This is a genomic window from Limnobacter sp. (genome assembly GCF_043511195.1).
Taxonomy (GTDB): Bacteria; Pseudomonadota; Gammaproteobacteria; order Burkholderiales; family Burkholderiaceae_B; genus Limnobacter.
In genome coordinates this window covers 2,695,438-2,713,531 of the sequence record NZ_CP121330.1, presented here as the reverse complement: position 1 = coordinate 2,713,531, position 18,094 = coordinate 2,695,438, and the positions used below count along the sequence as shown (strand labels likewise).

The 18,094-nt window shown below is 52.3% G+C and carries 8 protein-coding genes; 7 read left to right on the top strand and 1 reads right to left on the bottom strand.

From position 1 onward, the window contains the following. Positions 1–12: 12 nt before the first annotated feature. From P0D43_RS12895 to P0D43_RS12865, 7 genes are all read left to right on the top strand, one after another. A complete protein-coding gene (locus P0D43_RS12895) occupies positions 13–2,310 on the top strand; it encodes an AsmA family protein (protein ID WP_394672602.1) in 2,298 nt (765 codons plus the stop codon). Between the two features lie 93 nt (positions 2,311–2,403). Next, a complete protein-coding gene (locus P0D43_RS12890) occupies positions 2,404–4,143 on the top strand; it encodes a patatin-like phospholipase family protein (RefSeq protein WP_394672601.1) in 1,740 nt (579 codons plus the stop codon). Between the two features lie 30 nt (positions 4,144–4,173). Further along, positions 4,174–4,953 (top strand): 3',5'-cyclic-nucleotide phosphodiesterase, encoded by a 780-nt coding sequence (locus P0D43_RS12885; protein WP_159571326.1) that lies wholly within the window; start codon positions 4,174–4,176, stop codon positions 4,951–4,953. An 18-nt stretch (positions 4,954–4,971) separates the two neighbouring features. Next, entirely contained in the window at positions 4,972–6,624 is a 1,653-nt protein-coding gene (locus P0D43_RS12880) for a ShlB/FhaC/HecB family hemolysin secretion/activation protein (RefSeq protein WP_341237466.1), read from the top strand. An 11-nt stretch (positions 6,625–6,635) separates the two neighbouring features. Next, on the top strand, positions 6,636–11,855 hold the full coding sequence (locus P0D43_RS12875) for a filamentous hemagglutinin N-terminal domain-containing protein (protein WP_394672600.1): 5,220 nt from the start codon (positions 6,636–6,638) through the stop codon (positions 11,853–11,855). Between the two features lie 11 nt (positions 11,856–11,866). Then, on the top strand, positions 11,867–13,318 hold the full coding sequence (locus P0D43_RS12870; protein ID WP_394672599.1) for a FecR domain-containing protein: 1,452 nt from the start codon (positions 11,867–11,869) through the stop codon (positions 13,316–13,318). A 13-nt stretch (positions 13,319–13,331) separates the two neighbouring features. After that, positions 13,332–15,596 carry a CHASE2 domain-containing protein gene (locus P0D43_RS12865; RefSeq protein ID WP_394672598.1) on the top strand — a complete coding sequence of 755 codons (2,265 nt, stop codon included), beginning with the start codon at positions 13,332–13,334 and terminating at the stop codon, positions 15,594–15,596. Between the two features lie 16 nt (positions 15,597–15,612). Here the strand turns inward: P0D43_RS12865 and P0D43_RS12860 are convergent, their stop codons facing one another. Continuing rightward, positions 15,613–18,090: a cyclic nucleotide-binding domain-containing protein gene (locus P0D43_RS12860; protein WP_394672597.1), complete on the bottom strand. Its 2,478-nt coding sequence runs from the start codon at positions 18,088–18,090 to the stop codon at positions 15,613–15,615. Positions 18,091–18,094 lie beyond the last annotated feature (4 nt).

Here is an 18,094-nt window from a genome sequence, read left to right as displayed (position 1 = left end):
GGGAGGTGCGCCATGAAAAAGGCGATTGCATGGGGTGTGGGCATTGTGGTGGGGGTGCCAGTTGTATTGGCAGCCACCGCAGCGATTTTGGTGAATACCATTGACCAGCAGGCTTTGTTGAATAAAGCCAGTGCGGTGGTCAAGGAAAAACAGCAGCGTGATTTGGCATTCACCGGCCCTGTGCAGTTAAAGTGGTTTCCCTCGATTGGCGCCGACCTGAATGGCGTAACACTCTCTGAATTTCAAAGCACCGATCAATTTCTGAAAGCGGACAAGGTCAGCATTTCATTGGCCTTATTGCCCCTGTTGAGTTCCGAAGTGGTTGTCGACGCTGTCCAGGCCAGCGGTGTCACTGTGAACGTGGTGAAAAACGCCGAAGGCAAGTTCAATTTCGATGACTTGAGCAATCCCGAGAAAAAAGACGAGCCTCAAGCAGAGCCTGAACCAACGCAGCAAGCGGGTGAGCAAGCACTGAATTTCTCGGTGGACTCGATCGCGCTTGAAAAAGTAAATGTGACCTACACAGACAATCAAACAGGTCTGCAAGCCTCCCTGAATGACTTCTCAATGCAAAGCGGCCGCATTGAACCCGGCGTGCCAACCGACATTGCACTGAAGGGCAATGTGAAAGCCAACAAACCACAAGCTGATTTGAACATTGACCTGAACACCCGCCTTGAGTTTGGTTTGGGTGAAAACCTGTATGCCAATTTTGAAAACCTGAAATTTGCCGTGTTGGGGCAACTGGATCAACAACAGGCTGATGTGAATGTGCAGGCCAGTACGTTGAACGTAAACCCGAAAACGCTGGAAGTCAAAGCGCAGTCGCTGGATGCCAAGGCCAAAGGGCAATTGCCCAATGTGGGCGCATTCGATGTCAGTTTGAACTCGCCCTCGCTGGAACTCAGTGAAACGGTTGCCCGCGGCGAAGCTTTCAATTTCAAAGCGGATTTGAAGCAGCCCACACGCAGTATCAAAGCCACGATCGATTTGACTGGCTTGCAGGGTAATTTAAAGCAGGCGGTTTCTGCAGCCTTGAACACCACGGTTAATTTGGTGGAAGGCGAGCGCACAGTGAATTTGAAGCTGGCCAGCCCCATGAGCCTGAACATGAAAAGTCAGTTAATCGAATTGGCTGCCTTGACCGGGCAGCTGGATGTGAAAGACCCGGCATTGCCTAAAAAAGAAGCCAGCATGCCCTTGGCAGGTCGGCTTGTGGTCAATAACACCGAGAAAACTGCCGAACTGGATTTGAATTCGAAATTTGAAGCCACCCGTTTCGATTTGAAAGCGGCAGTGAAAAACTTTACCAAGCCAGCAATTACTGCAGTGCTGAACGCAGACAAGCTGGACATTGATGCGCTGCTGCCGCCCAAAAAAGCGGCTGACTCCACCAATTCAGGCAAGCCTGCAGAAACCGCCAAAGACACGCCAGTTGACCTAAGCCCCTTGCGCAATTTGAATCTGGACATTACCGCCAATATTGGTGAATTGAAGGTGTCCAATCTTCAGGCTCAGCAAGTGAAAACCAAGGCAGTGGCGCGGGGTGGCAAGCTGACTATTTCTCCATTGGATGCAAAGTTGTATGGTGGATCAACCAAGGGTGTGATCACCGCCGATGCAAACACCCAAACCGTGACCGTGAACCAGAACATGACCGGTGTTCAGGTTCAACCGGTGATCAAAGCCTTGCTGGACAAAGACATGGTGGAGGGCAAGGGCAATGTGGGAATCAATATTCGCACCACCGGCAATACCGTGAACCAGATGAAGGCCGCGCTGGATGGCAAGGTGTCTGTCAGTTTGCAAGACGGGGCCATTAGAGGCATCAACCTGGCCGAGCGGTTTCGCAATGCCAAATCGCTGCTAAGCAGCGGCAGCAATGCCACGCAAAAAACAGATTCCACCCAGAAAACCGATTTCAGTTCCCTCGCAGTTAGTTTTGACATTGCCAATGGCGTTGCAACTTCGAACGATTTAAGCGTGATGGCGCCGCTGTTTCGAATTGGTGGTGCCGGGCAAGTGAACCTGGTCAAGAACAGCCTTGATTACTTGGCCAAAGCGTCCGTGGTCGCAACCAGCACCGGCCAGGATGGCAAAACACTTGATTCCGGTTTGAACGGAGTGACCGTGCCTGTTCGCCTGTATGGCCCGTTCACCGGGGTTCAATGGGAGTTGCAGTTCAAAGAACTGGCCAAGGAGGCCGCAAAAGCCAAACTGCAACCCAAAATAGATGAGAAAAAGGAAGAATTGAAAGGCAAGGCGGAGGAAAAATTAAAAGATGCCTTCAAAGGATTTCTGAATCGATAGGCAATCGCGGATCGGGGGCCCCATGGGGGTAGGTGTTTGGCAAGGCAATAGTTTGCTAACATTCAGTCAAATTATTCTTATAACGGTGCCCCTTTGTCCGAACCCGCTGACTTGCCAGTGATAGAGCTGAGTTATGCCGTTGAGCTTTTGTCTAAAAAGCTCGAAATTCAGCCAAGTGAAGCTGAGCAGTTAATTCGGTTGGCAAAACTGGTTCATTTGCGCCGTGCTGACACCTTGTTTGAACAAGGTGAGGCCAGTCTCCATTTTTACCTTTTGTTACAAGGCCAGCTGAAAGGGCAGCGTTTTCGTCCGGATGGTTTTCAAGACATTACCCTCTCTTTTTATCCAGGTGAAATGATCGGCGAACTTGGTTTTTTTGACCAAGCCCCTCGCACGCTCACAATTTCTGCCCGCCGCGACAGTGTTCTACTCCAGATCGATCAGGCTGCCCTGGAACAATTCGGCGAGTACAGCAGATCGGTCTACCATCACCTTATCCGAATGTTGGTGTCCCGATTCAAGCGAGAACTCGGGTACAGCGGTCCTTTGAAGCAGCATCAATTTATTTTGTTTCAGTCATTTGTTCGGCCCGAGGGTTTTAACACGCAGGCGATCGAAGGTTTTCAGTCTGCCATGGCACGGCATTGCGAATTGCGGCGATGGAAGCAGCTCAGCGATGTGACGCCACCCCATTCGCTCAGTGCGACAAGCTGGCTGGTGGAAATGATCGAGACTGAACCGCTGGAGCAACTGGACGACCGCCTGATCGAAGAAGTGGATTGCATGGTGGTGATGCTCTGCGCAAGTACCTTGAATGATTCGCGCAGTTGCGAATTATTGAGGGCACAACTGAAATCGGCCAACGATGATTTGCCCGTTTGGTTTGTCCTTGTTCACGAGGCGGGCTGGGTTGAGCAGTCGGTGGTTGAGCGTATACACAAAGAATTTGGCAGCGGTTTCAAACTGCTGCATGTGCGGCGGGGGCACCATTCAGACAATGCACGCACGGCACGCCATGTGCTGGGGCTGACTCTTGGTTTGGTGCTTGGCGGTGGTGGTGCCCGCGGGTTTGCGCATGCCGGATTTTTTCAAGCGCTTGAAGAGGCCGGTGTGGTGGTTGACTCTGTGGGTGGAACATCCATGGGTGCACTGGTTGGCGCCCTGATTTCGTCGGGTCGATCTTCAGCAGAAGTGAACAAAGTGCTGGCTACCAGTTTTAAAAAAGGATTGCCATTGAAACTGACTGATTACTGGATACCCAAACACGGTTTTGTAAAAAGCAAGGCAGTCAATGACATGTACCAGAGCGTATTCGGAGATTTGTTGATTGAAGATCAACCCATTCCGTTTTTCGCGGTGAGCTGCAATTTGACCTCGGGCAATCAGTTTTTGTTTGAACAAGGCCCGTTGTGGGAGGCGGTGCGCGCCAGTACGTCGATTCCCGTGTTTTTTGAGCCTTTCATGGCGGGTCGGCATGTCATGGTAGATGGCGCACTGGTCAACAATGTGCCTGTTGATTGCATGCGTGCCCGCGGCGCACGAAAAATTCTCACCGTGGATGTTGGGCTTGAGGAAGACATCACCGCGCACATGGTCGATGAGGGCAGCGTGCAAATGCCCAGCATGATGAAGTCGCTCATGCGGGTCATTGAGCTGGGTGGCATTGAGAAATCAAGGCAAGCCAAGGTGATTAGTGATTTGTATGTTCAACCTCCGATCGAGCAAATCGGATTGATGGAGTTTGAGCGCAGAGAAGAGATCGTTGCCTTGGGTTACGAGGCTGGGCGTAAGGCAATTCCGGATATACTGGGTTTACTTCACAAAATTACATAACAACGCAGTCGTCATTCTTACGAGGCTTTGATGCAAAAACACTCTACAGTAGAGGTGTTGGGTTGCAGCGGCAGTATCGGTATCCCCGGACAAGGAACAACTAGCTTCCTGATCGACAGCGATATTTTGATCGATGCAGGCACAGGGTTGTGCGAGCTTGACTTTGCTCGCTTGGAGCAAATTGAGCATGTCTTCATCACGCATTCACATCTTGATCACATTTGTGGATTGCCCTTCCTGATCGATACGGTGGGCGTTGGTCGTGAACGCCCGTTGAAGGTCTATGCCACCCCCCCCACAATCAAGGCCTTGCAACAGCATATTTTCAATGAGGAAATATGGCCTGACTTCTCAAAAATTCCGAATGCAGAAAACCCGGTACTGGAGTATGTTGAGATACAGCCTGAAGAAGAACTGGTATTCGGTAAACGCAGAATTACAACGGTGGCAGTGGACCACACGGTGCCTGCCGTGGGTGTATTCCTTGATACGCCCACAGGTGGATGGTGCTTTTCTGGAGACACACACCAAACAGACCGGTTGTTCACCCTTATCAACCAGGCAAAAAAGGTAGATTATTTCTTTATCGAGGCTGCTTTTCCCGATAAGGAAAAATGGCTTGCAGATTTGGCCAAGCATTTGTGCCCAAGTTTGTTGTTTGGTGAGCTTCAAAAATTAAACGCAGCATGTGAAATCTGGATTAGTCACCTAAAACCCAGAGAACACGACCAGATTCAAAAAGAGTTACAGCAGTATCCGGGAAGCCAGCCGCTGCGCATTTTATCGGCCGGAATGATTTTTAACATTTAACGGTTACACAACAATTCTATGAAATTCAAACTATCCGCAGTCGCCTGTGCAGTGGTGCTGTTGGTCAATTCGCATTTGCAGTTCGCGAATGCACAACCCTTGCCTGAAAGCACAGCCAATTCGAAGTCCAGCAGCGACAAATATCAGGAACCCAGCTTCCAGCTTTCCGGTTTTGAGGTGTTGGGCCCAGAATTGGTGCCGCGCGATCAAGTGATGTCGATATTGCAGGGTTTTTCAGGAAGAGAAATCACCTTTACTGATTTACGAGCGGCCACCGTGGCGGTGGAGCAACTACACGCCGAGGCGGGCTATGAGGTTGTTCGTGTGCTCATTCCTGAGCAGGAAATTACGCCGGGAGAAAAGCTCAAGCTGCAAATTGTGGATGCCCGACTCGATGTGGTGACCGTGGCTGGCAATGATCATTTCACCGCAGAATCCATTCAGCAAAGTTTGGTGGTGTTGCAGCCCGGTGCCCTGATCAACACCGTCGACATGGACAAAAACCTGCGTCTGATCAATGACAATCCGGCAAAAATTGTACGCGTGCGCCTGGAGCCCAGCGACAAGCCCGGCTTGGTGGATGCCAAAGTACAGGTGTCTGATCAAAATCCCTTGGCAGCTTATTTAACACTCGACAATTCAGGCACCAATGCCACAGGCGACTTCCGCATGGGCCTGGCTCTGCAACACAACAATGCATTCAACAAAGGCCACATGGCCTCGTTTCAGTACGTGACCTCGCCAGGCCGCTGGTCTGATGTCGAAGTCTTCGGCTTGAATTACAAGGTGCCGTTCTATTCCCTGGATTCCATGCTGGAAATGGCTTACAGCGATTCCAACGTCGATGCGGGCAATTTGAGTGTGGGGTCTGGCCCATCCGCCAGTTCCGTGTCGGTGGCCGGTGCGGGTACCACCGTGGCCATTCGTTGGGTGAAATTACTGGATCGCTTGGCGGGATTTGACGCGCGGCTCACTTTTTCTCATGAAATCAAAGAATTTGTCAGTCAGGTGCAACTCAATGGTTTTGGCCCAAGCCTGGTGCCTGAACTGGAAAGTCGGCCTGTGGGCGTGTCGTATTCCCTGACCGAGGCGCAGGATTCTCGCCAGCGGGCTTTTCAAATTGGCTATTTCAAGAATTATGTGACCGGCGGAAATAATTCAACTGCGCAATACAGCATGACCAACCCTGCAGCCGAAGCCAATTTTGACGTTATTCGCGCCAATGCAAGCTGGTCTGAACAGGTCATGCCAGGTTGGCGTTTGACCGCGCAGCTGGATGCGCAGCACACCGACTACTCATTGATCCCTGGTGAGCAGTTTGGTGCTGGTGGTGTTTACTCGGTGCGTGGTTTCGAGGAACGCGTTGTTTCCGCAGACCGCGGCCTTCGCCAGTCTCTCGAGTTGATGGGGCCGAATATCAATAAAACATTTGGAACACTGTTTGAACGATTGCAGTTCGTGGGCTTCGTAGATGCTGCCCAATTGAAATTCAACAACCCGGTGTTTGGGTCGCCGGTTGAGCCGCACTTGATGTCCTACGGTGTCGGCGTCCGTTTTGCATTCTCCCCCAAACACCAATTCCGAGTTGACCTGGCCAAAGTTGTGTCGGGCTTACCCATTCAACCGCATGGTGACGTGATGTTGCACGTCACTTTTGCCACTTCCCTGTAAGGAAAGACACCATGAAATCCAATCGTCTTTCAAGCGGCAGTTCAAATACCCGGTTTCGTCGCAAGGCAGTGGCTTTGGGCGTGGCAATGGCCATTGCAAGTTCGGCGTATGCCAACCCCACTGGAATGTCGGTGGCTGCAGGGCAGGCCACCGCGCAAACCATTGGTAACCTGATGCAAATTACCAATACGCCGGGTGCCATTCTGAATTGGCAACAGTTCAATATTGACGTGGGGCAAACCACACAGTTTATTCAGCAAAATACAGCCAGCCAGGTGTTTAACCGAGTCACAGGTGGCGATGTTTCCCAAATTCTTGGCACCCTTCAAAGCAATGGGCAGGTGTTTTTGATCAACCCGGCCGGCGTGTTTTTTGGGCAGGGCGCAGTGGTTGATACAGCCGGGTTTTTGGCCAGCACCTTGGCGGCCTCGAACACTGATTTGTTGAACGGGCATTTGCGTTTCAACGACTCCACAGGCACCGCCGGCAATATTGTGAATCAAGGTTCGCTGACCACGCACTCCGGCGGCTCCATTGTTTTGTTGGCCCCCAGTATTGAAAATAGCGGCATTATTCATGCCGATGGTGAGGTGTTGTTGGCGGCGGGGCACAGTGTCACGATTGTTGACATGAGGCACCCCACGATTGGCCTCACAGTTGGCGCGAAAGAGGGCGACAAGGTGGTGAACCTGGGGCAAATCATCAGCAAAAACGCCTCCCTGTTTTCGCATTTGGTGAAAAACAGTGGCGTGGTTGAAGCCACTGGCGCGCAGGTTGGCGAGGGCGGCGTGATTCGATTCATCGCCCAAGGCGATGCGTTGGTGGGCGGTCAGCTGCTTGCCGAAGGCAGCAGCGGCCAAGGTGGTGAAATCGATATCACCGGTCAGCGAGTTGCTGTGCTGGAAGGGGCCCGAATTTCCGCAGATGGCGCCACGGGTGGCGGTACAGTGCATGTGGGTGGTGGCTGGAAAGGGCAAGACGCCAGTCTTGCCAATGCGCAACAAACCGTGGTGCAGGCCAATACCCGAATTTCTGCGAATGCCACTGCCAACGGCAACGGTGGTGAAGTGGTGGTGTGGGCCGATGGACACACTGTGGTTGATTCCGAGGTGCAAGCCAAAGGCGGCGCATTGGGTGGCAACGGCGGTCGGGTAGAAACCTCGGGCAAACAAAGCCTGGCGGTGAATGTAGCGGCCAATACTTCTGCGGCAAATGGTGAGGCCGGGCAGTGGCTCATCGACCCGGCCAACCTGACGATTGTGGATCAAATTCCGGAAGGTGGTTTCAACCTGGAACCTGGGCAACAAAGCCCGTTTTTCTCGACAGACGACATTAGTTCGACCTTCTCGCCAACCGAGTCCTTTTTGCTGAACAGCACCGTGGTGAGTGGCCTTGAGAACAACGGTTTTGTTCAAATTTACACATCGGGGACACAACCCGGAGACGGCAACTTAACCATCTCTGCACCCATTCTGATCAGTCAGAATTTCTCACAAACTACGGGCGTGAATCCTTTGCTGTTTCTTGAAGCCAAGGGTGAAATCAACATTGATTCGGCTGTTGGTTTAAACCCCGGACAACTTGCATTCGACGGGTTTGATTTGCACTTGAGTTATGACATTGCAAAGCCTGTGTATATCGATGCACCACTGTATTTGGGCAATTCCGGCAGCTTGATTCTGTCCCCTTACGATGTCGGCAATACATTGCCCACCAATACACTTGGGCAATTGCCGCTGGATGGTGTGAATTTGCTTTCGGGCATGAACAGTGCCAACACGTCTCAACCATTGCTGCTGAATCAGATCTATGTCACCAGTGCGGTAGCCACAGATCCAATGACCGAGCAAAGCTTGAATGTTGATCCTGTCAAAACAGTCAAGTTGAACGTGTTGGGCGCCAATTTGATGGTGAACAATCTCAGCTTTTTTTCTGATGAATTCACGCCTGCAACCGACATTCGAGTCGGTGTAGACAATTTCGATTTGCCTGCGCCCATTCAAGGCAATCTGCAATACAACTCCATGGATGCCAACAGCCTGACCGTGGACGCTGGCAGCACTGTGTCTACATTCACTCGGTTTGATCCAGAATTCTCATTTGATTTGAATCCAAATACCATGTTGAACAGGCTGGTTTCAAGCGGCACCGTGAACTTCAATGGTGGATTCAGCGAGATTTTCGAGATTGATACCAATGCGGGCACCCTGAACTTTCTAAGCAACTCTGGCAGCAGCAGCTCGCCATTCGGTTTTTACGAAATTGGCGACCTTGCGGCAGGAACGGGAAGCACGATTAACCTGGTGGGTGCCAGCATGTCCTACCAAAAGGCAGTGCTGGATGGAACCTTCAATTTGATGTCCAATGAATTCGGTTCTTCTGCTTCGTTGAGCGCGATTGACACCGATTTGAATGGAAGCATCAACTTTGCCCCGGGCTTTGCAAATGCAAGTTTTCAGGCGCTCGGTATGGGTGCCAATTCACGAATCAATTTGTCGGCGGGATCCTATCTTGAGTTGGGAAGATCATTCACTTCCTCTGGCTCCACACCAATGGTTCTGGCCAAGCAGGAAGGCGCTTACATTTCGACCACACAAGGGCAATTCGTTGCCCAGCAGGGTGCGCGCATTGTAATGAACGGGGCCGCCTCCGATGACATCATTCACTCAGAGCCCCCCCTTGAAGCCGCAAGTTTTTCAAGCTCACCCTTCGGTGGCGCAATTGTTGACATCACCGGCCTGGACGGTCGCCTGGATGCGCCGGTCACCATCGAGGTCAACGGATTCTTGAACTCGATTCAAACCGATACTGAGAATTTTGACTTCAACTCGGAAGTCAGCGTGTCGACTCCAATTAGCACCATGGTGATCGAATCGGCCAACATTCAGGTGAATGCTGGTGGTGACGGACGTTCCTTAAGGATCGGGGAAATTCAGTTTTCCGAGACGCAGAACTCTGATTTCGAATCTGTTGTTGACTTGGATTTCAATGGTTCGCTAACCGTGAATTCGGGCCGTGTGCGTCTTGAGGGTAAAAATATTTCGACCACAGACGGGAGTCTGAATGTAAACGGCACGAACTCATTGATCGCCTTGTCTGGCAACTTCGTTTCTGCAGACCTGTATGGTGTAAACCGTACAAATGGCGGTCGATTGGCGGCAGAGGGGGTGTGGGACAACAGTGCCGTTAACGCCGCCAATGCAGCAACTTCTGCGCCGCTTTCCAAGGGCAGTATTCTGGTTGCTGAAGACTTGGTGGTCACTGGTGGCTTGCTCACCAGCGCGGGCACTTCCAATTCAATCAATATTGCACCTGACGGCTTCCTGGAACTTCGCAACACCGAAGTAACCACAACCATCAATGTATCGCCTACGGGCGTCGTTCTGCTCGCCTCTCAAGATGAAAATGGTGCCCCTGTCACACCTGCGGTACTGAATGGTGCCAACATCAACATGGGCGGCGACTCTTTCCTGATTGTGGAATCCAATGCCGAAGGTGTAGCGAATTTGAATGGCACCGCCACCATTAGCTCGGGTACGCAGGGCAACCTGATTCTTGCTGGTCGTCGCGCCTACGACCCAATGGCGGTGGATTCAATTCCTGATTCCATGACCCTGAATGTGGGCAGTGGAATCACGCTCAATGTGACCGGTAACGCTGCCAGTTTGCCACCGGCACTCAGCCTGTTCTATGGAAACACGCCAGCGCCACAGCGCCCTGTGTTCCTGGTGGGTCAGCTAACACCCGAGGCCGTGGCGATTGCCGAGTACGAGGACTTTGATGGATTCTCCACGCCTGTTACTACCGTGTTGTCCGGTTTTTCAAATCCGTCTTTTGTAATTGACGGTACGCCTGATTCGCTGACAGACGGATTCACCTGCTCGGTGTTTGATTTCTGTGTGAAGTTTGATGTGAACCAGGCTGTAGCCTACTCGGGCATGGTACTGACCTCGCTCGGCTCGCCCAGCCCCACTTTGGCCAACAGTGGGGTCGCGTTCGCCGCTGGAACCGATCTCAGTGGTTTGCGGTATGTATTTCAGAGCATCGACGAGATTCGGTTCATGATGGGCTTGAACATTGTGACTGCGGCTGATCTGCAAAGTGGTCGACGCATTGTCAATGGTGTTTCTTCAACTGTGCGCTTGGGACCCAATCAAACCAACGAGACAATTACCAACAACATTGAGAACAATGGTTTGTTTGAACTGCAAGGCAATTACACCTACAGTGGATTGCTTTCCGGTACGGGCACGCTGAGCAACAGCGGTAACCTGATTCTGAGCAACAGCTCAGGCAGTCTGATCCAGAACAACATTATGAACAGTGGCTCCATCAGCAACACTGGCTCGTATGTTCTCAATGGCTTGGCATCGTCGGGCACAGCGGGCTTTTTCAACAGCGGTAACTTAACCTTCAATGCAGGCCAGTTCTCCTTTGGCAGCGGTGGTTATGTTCAGACCGCTGGCAATCTCAATGTGCAACCCGGCGCCGTGTTGAATGGCAATGTCAATATCAACGGCGGTGCCTTGCGGGGCTTTGCAAGCATCAATGGCAACTTGAACGCACAAGGCGGCCGAATTGTTCCTGGTGCTTCTCCTGGTTTGACGACAGTCAGCGGTGATTTGAACCTGGACTCAACCAGTGTCATTGATATTGAGATAGCCAGCGACGGCGGCGTAAAAGGCACTGATTTTGACTGCATTATTGTTCAAGGCAATGCCAACCTGGCAGGTCAATTGAACCTGATTGATATTTCCGGAGGCACTTTGACTGCTGGCAGCCAATACGCGTTTCTGGAAGCCAATGCCATTAACGGAAGTTTCGGCAGCGTCTCGAATGCCCCTGCCAGTTCTGCTTACACCTTCTCGTCTCCAACTGTGGCAAGTGTGAACCAGATTCAGCAGATGAGTACCACGACTGTTGCGCTCAGTTCGCCACCTCCTGTGTCCGAACCAGATTCAACCACAAGTCCGACCACCTTGACTCAAACAACAGGCACCTCGGACTCCACAGTGGGGCAGAATTTGAATCAGGCGTTTACACCGACCTCAACGTCTACATCAACAACGTCGACAAGCCCCAGCAGCTCTTCGACCCCTCAGCAAGAAGAGCAGGCCGTAACGGTGGCAAATCAGAATACCGGGGGTACAACCATTTCACAGCAGTCCAATGACATCGAGTTGAAGACCACACAAAGTGATCCACAGCGTGCTTCGGCAGTGTGCAAATGAGGACCTACAACATGCATAAATTATTGGCCCTTGGACTTTTCGCCTTCACCTTCGCGGGCACCAACCCTGCCTTGGCCCAGAATATTCAATCGAAAGACCTGGCACCTGCAGGCGCTTCAGCAAGCAATCAACCGACCAAGGCAATCGTCGGTAGTATCAAGGTGGTGACTGGTTTGGTGAATTTGCAAACTGCCGAAGGCAAAAACAAATTCGCCAGTGCAGGGACCAAACTGAACGTGGGCGATGTCATTAATACGCAGGCCAAAAGTACGGCGGTGCTTGAATTTGTGGACACCACGCAAGTGGCCTTGCGGCCCAACACGCGCTTTGTGGTTGAGAACTACGAGTATCAGCCCGAACAGCCGATAGCCGACAAGGCAGAATTTAAACTGGTGAAAGGGGGGTTGCGCACCTTGACTGGTTTGATCGGCAAGCGGGGCAGTGCAGATGCCTTTGCACTGAAAAGCGAAACCGCAACCATTGGTATTCGAGGCACCGATTTCTCCGCTCGAATTTGCAATGGCAACGAGTGTAATCGCCTTGCCAAGGGTGAGTCTGAGAAAGCCACTGTGACGAACACCTCCACCTCAGATGTAGCAGGACGCGTGTCGCAATTGACCGGCGAGTTGTTCGCCATTTCGTCAAATGGAAAACGCCGTCCCCTGCAAAAGGGCGCCGCGGTGTTTGCAGGCGAAACGGTGGATGTTCCTGAGGGTGGTTATGCCGTGCTCAGCATGGCAGATTCCACCCGTTTGACCTTGCCGGGGGGTAGCTCCATGCAGGTGGCGGCTTATCGTTATGCACCCGCTTCGCCCCAAACATCAGTGGCATCGTTCAAGTTGTTGAAGGGTGCGGTACGCGCCGTTACGGGCGCAATCGCCAAGGCGGAACCCAACAATGTGAAGTTTTTCACAGAAACTGCAACGGTGGGTATTCGGGGCACTGCAATTGATATTTCGTGCACTTCAGCCGCAGGCGGACTGGTCGTGTGTTCTGGCGGCGCCAACCTCACTGTTGAGCTCCGCAACGGGCAAATTGTTGTGACCTCGGGTGACATGAATTCCGTGATTAATGCCGGGCAGTCTGCAATCATTCCTGCAGGCAATGTGAAAATTCAGGTCATCAATTCATTGCCCAATGTGTTGGGTAATGTACCCAATGCCGGACCATTGCCCGAGACAACACCCGCGAATTTTGAATCCTTGTCGTCCACGCCAGTGCAGTCCCTGCAGCAGGGCGCTGACTCTGAAGGCGGAGCACAGCTTTATGTGGCTGTGAATGATGGTGTGATCGTGATCACGAACTCCAATCAAACTCCGCTGGAAGTCAATCGGGGCGAGGGTGCTTTTGTGCAAACGTCCACCAATTTGCCGCCTCAGTTGTTGACTGCGCCGCCTGACATTATCGTTGAAGACATTACCCTGTCTTCGCCGCCTTTCTCTGCACCACAGTGCGCACCATAAGGGCAGTCAAGGCGTGAGTACATTCAAGAAGTCCTGGCGAAGAATCGCAGGCAAGGCTTTTCGCATTGGCGTGGGCTTTTCATTTACCGCCATAGCCTTGCTGCATGTGTTGGGTTTTGCGCCCAGCGATGTGGTGAAGCGTCTCGATTATCTGGTTTACGACGTGCGACTTCGGGCCGAGGCACAAAAGCCCGAGCTTGATCCGCGCATTGTGATTGTCGATATTGATGAGAAAAGCCTGGGTGAAGTGGGGCGCTGGCCTTGGTCGCGAGATGTCGTGGCGAAATTGGTGCTTGAATTGACCGACAGGCTGGGTGCAGCTGCAGTGGGATTCGACATTGTGTTTGCCGAGCCTCAGCAAAGTGATGCATTGTTGGCGCTTGGGTCCATTCTTGAAAGCAAACCCGCCTTAAAAAGTGAGTTGCTAAGTTTGGAAGGGCAAATTACCGCTGAATTTGATCGTGATGCGCAACTGGCGAAAGTCCTGACCGATCGCCCAGTGGTGTTGGGGTATTACCTGAATCAGGATGCGACCGCATTGTCTGGAGCACTTCCACCCGCATTGTTCAAAAAAAGCCAGTTGGGTGACCTTACCCTGGACAGCACCAGCTGGCAGGGCTACGGTGGCAACATCCCGGTTCTACAAAAAAATGCTGAAGGCGGTTATTTCAATCCAATTGTGGATGAGGACGGCACCGTGCGTTCCATTCCGCTGCTGGCCCAATTCAACGAAGCTTATTACCAAAGTTTTGCCTTGGGTACACTTCGACGCGCGCTGGGTAACCCACAGGTGATTCCGGTCTTTCCGGAAGGTGTACCCGATGACTATGGCGCAGTTGAATTAATAGCGCTCAGGTCTCCAGAAGTTGAATTGGACATTCCTGTAGAACGCGGTTTGTTGACGCGTGTGCATTTTCGCGCCAAGGGCGGTCCCAATGTGGGCGGCTATCGTTATGTCTCGGCGGCCGATGTACTTGCGGGTGTACTAAAACCCGAGGATATCGAAGGTCGAATTGTACTGGTGGGAACCACCGCACCTGGTCTGCTCGATTTGCGAAGCACGCCCGTGAACCCGGCCTACCCGGGGGTAGAGGTCCATGCCAATGTCATCAGCGGCATGCTCGACGGCATCTACAAGCTTCGCCCCGAGTATTCCCAAGGTTTGCTTTTCATCACCGTGCTGGCTGTCGGCGTGGTGCTCAGCGTCATGATGCCCATTCTTAGCGCCACCTGGTCGCTGTTGGTTGCGTTTGCGGTGTTGGTGGCCAGCGTGGCCATCAATTCAGTGTTGTACTTTCAGGCAGGCCTTGTGTTGCCTGTGGCGGTTGTGCTGTTGTTGGTATTGGCGATTTTTGTGTTTGACGTGGCCTATGGTTATTTGGCTGAATCGCGCAGTAAACGGCAAATGGTGGATTTGTTTGGAGAATACGTGGCCCCTGAGCTGGTGTCTGAAATGGCATCGGATCCCACACGCTACTCCATGGAAGGCGAAAGCCGTGAACTCACCGTGCTGTTTTCCGATGTGCGTGGTTTCACCACCATTTCAGAGTCACTCAAGCCCAATGAATTGCGTGAGTACATCAATGAGTACCTCACGGTGATGTCTGAAATCATTCGTTCCCATCGTGGCACTTTGGACAAGTACATTGGTGACGCCATCATGGCATTTTGGGGGGCACCCATTGCCGATGCAGAGCATGCAGAGTTGGCCACCAAAGCCGCCATCGCCATGCAGGAGGAAGCTGTGCGTTTAAACGAACGGCTCTTGGCGCGCAACTGGCCCACACTGGCCATTGGGGTGGGTGTAAACACCGGTCAAATGCGTGTGGGCGACATGGGCTCTAAAATTCGCCGCGCGTACACTGTGATGGGCGACGCAGTGAACCTGGGCTCTCGACTTGAAGGCATTACCAAAACCTATGGTGTGGGCGTTATCGTAGGCCCGCAAACCAAAGCAGCTGTTTCTGGCATGGTTTTTCAAGAGTTGGATGCTGTGAAGGTAAAAGGCAAGAATGAGCCCGTATTCATTTATGCCCCCTTGGGCGAGCACAGCGCCGTGACAGAGCAGCAATTAACCGGTTTGCGTGTGTGGGAGACCATGTTGACGCAATTCAAGGCGCAGCAATGGGACGCTGCGCTGCAAAGCCTGCATGAATGGCACGGCCATTCACCGGAGTTCAATGTGCTTTACGACTTGTATGCCGCACGCATTGCGTACTTCAAAGAAACACCACCCCCTGAAAACTGGAATGGTGTAACCCAGTTCGACACCAAGTAAAACGAACTGATTCAGCTTAGATCAGTTCGTTTTGCTGGTTCAAATACACCTCGGGTGAAATCCGGAACGCAGCGCCTGTGGGGCACGCGCGAACACAGGCCGGGCCGCCTTCTTTGCCATGGCACAAGTCACACTTGTACGCTTTCTTGATGGCGTTGGCGTCGTACTTCACAGGGCGTTCGCCCAAGGGGCCGCCCGAACCGAACAGCAACCAAGACAATAAGCCAGTTTTCCTGGGGGGTGGTTTGACCCGCAGCTCAATCGCGTTGTATGGGCAGTTTTTGGCACAGTTCCCACAACCAATGCAGGTGTCGGCAATCATTACCTCGCCTTTTTCATTGCGGCGAATGGCATCGGGTGGGCAGTCTTTCATGCAATGCGGTTGTTCGCAATGTCGACAGGAATGCGCCAGATGAATGTTCTGGAAGGTGGGCCCCGCGTCGCGATCCAGGCGGGGTATCCCATCGTGGGTTTCAGCACACGCACGCTCGCAATTGTCACAGTGCACGCACAAATTTTCATCGATCACCAAGGCGTTGGTTGCGTCACCCAAACCTTGCTTCATCAAAAAATGAATCAGATCGCTTTCGCGTTTCGCCGTGCTTTCCCGGAAAATAGCGTCGTGCACGCGCTTGCCAATCTTGGCCTGCAGCGCTTTTTTCCAGTTGCTGTTTTTGCTCAATACATCGATGACCGCGTCGGCTTGAATCAACAGCACTTCAGTCAGTACCGTGGCGGTGCAAGTGGTTTGGCGGTCTGTGCCATTGACCAGATCAATTTCACCGACATAGCTGCCTGCGGATACATAAGAAAGCACTGAATCCTGATCATCCAGCAATTTGGACACCGACACCGATCCGCGTCGGATCAGGTGCAAGCCGTCGGTTTTATCACCTTCACTGAACAGTTTTTCACCCCGTACGTAGCGGGTCACACTGATGCCCGATGCAATCAGTTGTTCGATTTCCTGAGGCTCTAGCTGTGGGGCAAGGTGCGTGGACAGGGCGCGACGCACGAACGTTTCGTCGATGGTTCGGCGCACCGCATCCACCGAGGCAATCAACTTCAACATCGCTTTGCGGGGTGTTTCGATCAACACGCAGTTTTCTCCTGCATAGACCGTGGCCGTGCGGCGTCGCCCGGAGATCAAACCCATTTCGCCAAAATAATTGCCTTTGTCGAGATTCAGGATAAAAGGCTTGCCTTCCTTGTTCACCAATTCAATGCCCACGCTACCTTGCACAATTGTAAAGAAAGTACTGGTGTAGTCGCCTTTGTGAAAGATGACAGAGCCTTTCTTGGGTTGATGCAGCGTTGATTCCAGCATGAATTCACGCAGTTGAAGGCGGGTCATCTGGTTGAACAGGGGAACGTTGTCCAGAATCATGTCAAGCACGGCCGAGACAGAAATATCACCCAAGGGCATGAATTTCTCAGCGAGCAGTGGTTCGTCTGCAGGTACCACAGGCAGGCCCATGATCGAGTCGACCACTTCATGGCCCTGGTTCATCGCTTGCTTGATCAAAGGGTAGCCGCCCAGGGCACCTACAATAAACAGGCCGGGTACGTTGGATTCATAAGTTTCGCTAAGCGCAGGCACTGCATTGGGATCGCTGTTGGGAAAGGTCACCCCGAAGCTTTCCACCAAGCCACGGGGCGGTGTCGCTCCCAAGCGGGCAATGATTCGGTGCACCGGCATGGCCTGCTCACCTTCCGGGCCTTTGTAGCGATAGTTCAGGGTGGGCTCGCCGTCTTTGGCCTCCGGCATTTCTTCGACCGCACTCGTACTCGTGTTGTAGAAAATGCGCAGGTCTTCGTTCCTGTCTGCTGCAAGAATCTGATTCAGGTTGCCTTCTTTACACCGGGCAAATTCATCTTTGCGGTTGATTAGCACCACCTTGTTGTTTTTCATCAAGGCCAGTGCGTTTTCAATGGCGGCATCACCAGCCCCAATCACAATGATGGTTTCATTGTTGAACTCATCAGGATCAGCCAAGGTGTATTGAACATTGGGAAGGTCGTCGCCCGCGGTGCCAATCTTTCGAATATTTCCCTGTAGACCAATGCCCAGAATCACTGTGCGGGCTGTGGTTGTAGTGCCGTCTTCACAGGTCAGTTCAAAAGGGCCGGCACCATCATTGAGCCTGATTATTTTGCTGACTGTTTTCTTGTATTGAATATTGATTTTTTGATCAAGCAGCTGAGAATCCCAGGTGCCCAAAACACTTTCGCGTTTGCCCGCATCAAATGACATGCCACTGCGAAGCGGCAAAAAGCCGGGCTCAGCCATCACGTGCTTGCCCTTTTGGTACTTGTAAATGGTGTCCGATGCGTGTTTCTCTGATTCAAATAACGCGTATTTGCAACCCAGTTGTTGCGCACGCGCAGCGGCAGACAGGCCCGCTGGGCCAGAGCCAACAATTGCAATATCCAGATCAGCTGACAGATCGCTGAACATGGGGGTGGGCGTAATGCGCGTGGTTGTGTCGGACATGTGT